The organism is Synechococcus sp. H70.1, assembly GCF_047502705.1.
Lineage (GTDB): Bacteria > Cyanobacteriota > Cyanobacteriia > Thermostichales > Thermostichaceae > Thermostichus.
Genome location: NZ_JANSIV010000002.1, coordinates 1 through 2,135, shown reverse-complemented (window position 1 = coordinate 2,135; position 2,135 = coordinate 1). Strand labels below are relative to the sequence as shown.

The 2,135-nt window shown below is 61.3% G+C and carries 3 protein-coding genes and 2 tRNA genes; all 5 read right to left on the bottom strand.

Going from position 1 to position 2,135, the window contains the following annotated elements:
• Entirely contained in the window at window positions 1-318 is a 318-nt protein-coding gene (locus NW827_RS00105; protein ID WP_414503184.1) for a hypothetical protein, read from the bottom strand.
• A gap of 81 nt (window positions 319-399) precedes the next feature.
• Window positions 400-472, bottom strand: a tRNA-Ala gene (locus tag NW827_RS00100).
• A complete protein-coding gene (locus NW827_RS00095; protein ID WP_414503183.1) occupies window positions 463-1,131 on the bottom strand; it encodes a Uma2 family endonuclease in 669 nt (222 codons plus the stop codon). The genes NW827_RS00100 and NW827_RS00095 overlap by 10 nt, the downstream gene beginning before the upstream one ends.
• 46 nt (window positions 1,132-1,177) lie before the next feature.
• A tRNA-Ala gene (locus NW827_RS00090) sits at window positions 1,178-1,250 on the bottom strand.
• Window positions 1,241-1,909 (bottom strand): Uma2 family endonuclease, encoded by a 669-nt coding sequence (locus tag NW827_RS00085; protein ID WP_414503182.1) that lies wholly within the window; start codon window positions 1,907-1,909, stop codon window positions 1,241-1,243. Before NW827_RS00085 ends, NW827_RS00090 begins: the two co-directional genes overlap by 10 nt.
• Window positions 1,910-2,135 lie beyond the last annotated feature (226 nt).

Here is a 2,135-nt window from a genome sequence, read left to right as displayed (position 1 = left end):
CTACCGCCGTTCCAAAAAATCGCGGCGCAGATCCCGGATCTCCTGCCGCATCTCCCTCATCTCTCGGGCCATCTCGTCGGTGCGCCGTTCGAGGGCTTCGGTGCGCCGTTCCAGGGCTTCGGTGCGGCGTTCAATAGCTCGAGTGCGCTCGTCAAAGCGCTCCAGCGCCTCGCGGAAAAACTGGGCCAGCATTGCCTGCCCTTCTCGCAGTTCTTGAATCAGAAGCTGCTGATTTTGTTGGACAAGACGTAGCTCCTGCTGGGCCGCTTGCAGCTCCTGGATGGCGCGGATCAGCCACTCTTCTTGTTCCGGAGTCATTATCAACTAGAGCGAGAGGATGCCAAAATCCTACTACCAACTCCCCTCTCCCTGAGGGAGAGGGGTCGGGGGTGAGAGCAATGGAGAGTAGGGAACTCGAATCCCTGACCTCTGCGGTGCGATCGCAGCGCTCTACCAACTGAGCTAACTCCCCGTGGCTTTACCAGAATAACCCAAGTCCGCCGCCAAGATCTCCCCCGCCTGCACCTCCAGCCCTGCAAAAACCTTCGAGGGCACCCGCTCGGATCCCTTCAGCTCCAGCAAGTCGTACCAGCCCTCGTGCAACAGCAGTAGGCTCACCTTCTCCTCCATCGGATCCACAATCCAGTACTCACCAATGCCCAAAACGCAGTATTCCGCCCGTTTGGCCCGGTAGTCCGCCGCCCGGCTTGATTCACTCACCACCTCCACCACCAACAGCGGCGGCGGATCCTCCAAGCGAATGAGAGCCTCTCGGGATCCCATCTCCTGCCACTGCTGCAGAGGCAGCACCACCACATCCGGGATCCGCACCGTATCCCAGCGGTTGCCCCGCGGCGACTGGATCCCCAAGCTGCCCTGGATTGTGGTCCAAGGCAACTGCCGTCTGGCAATCTCCGCCTCAAAGAGCTGGCTGAGAAACTTTTGGATCTGGACATGCCGTCCGGTTGGAAGGGCCATCGGCACCAACTCCCCCGCCACCAGCTCATAGCGGGTATCGCCGCCATCGGAATACTTGAGGTACTCTGCCAAGCTCAGGCGAGCCGCTGTCGGCCCAGGAACGGATCCTATCGTCAAAGCCACAGCCACCTCCAAAAGCCACTCTGCTGCCATCCTAACCCCCCTCTCCCTGAGGGAGAGGGGTCGGGGGTGAGGGCAATGGAGAGTAGGGAACTCGAATCCCTGACCTCTGCGGTGCGATCGCAGCGCTCTACCAACTGAGCTAACTCCCCGTGGCTTTACCAGAATAACCCAAGTCCGCCGCCAAGATCTCCCCCGCCTGCACCTCCAGCCCTGCAAAAACCTTCGAGGGCACCCGCTCGGATCCCTTCAGCTCCAGCAAGTCGTACCAGCCCTCGTGCAACAGCAGTAGGCTCACCTTCTCCTCCATCGGATCCACAATCCAGTACTCACCAATGCCCAAAACGCAGTATTCCGCCCGTTTGGCCCGGTAGTCCGCCGCCCGGCTTGATTCACTCACCACCTCCACCACCAACAGCGGCGGCGGATCCTCCAAGCGAATGAGAGCCTCTCGGGATCCCATCTCCTGCCACTGCTGCAGAGGCAGCACCACCACATCCGGGATCCGCACCGTATCCCAGCGGTTGCCCCGCGGCGACTGGATCCCCAAGCTGCCCTGGATTGTGGTCCAAGGCAACTGCCGTCTGGCAATCTCCGCCTCAAAGAGCTGGCTGAGAAACTTTTGGATCTGGACATGCCGTCCGGTTGGAAGGGCCATCGGCACCAACTCCCCCGCCACCAGCTCATAGCGGGTATCGCCGCCATCGGAATACTTGAGGTACTCTGCCAAACTCAGGCGAGCCGCTGTCGGCCCAGGAACGGATCCTATTGTCAAAGCCACAGCCGCCTCCAAAAGCCACTCTGCTGCCATCCTAACCCCCCTCTTCCTCAGGGAGAGGGGCCGGGGGTGTTCGCGTGAGCGGCGCGGAGCACTTGGCCTACCGCCCTTCCAAAAAATCGCGGCGCAGATCCCGGATCTCCTTCATCTCTGCCACCATCTCGTCGGTGCGGCGTTCAATAGCGCGGGTGCGCTCGTCAAAGCGATCCAGCGCCTCGCGGAAAAACTGCGCCAGCATCGCCTGCCCCTCGCGGACTTC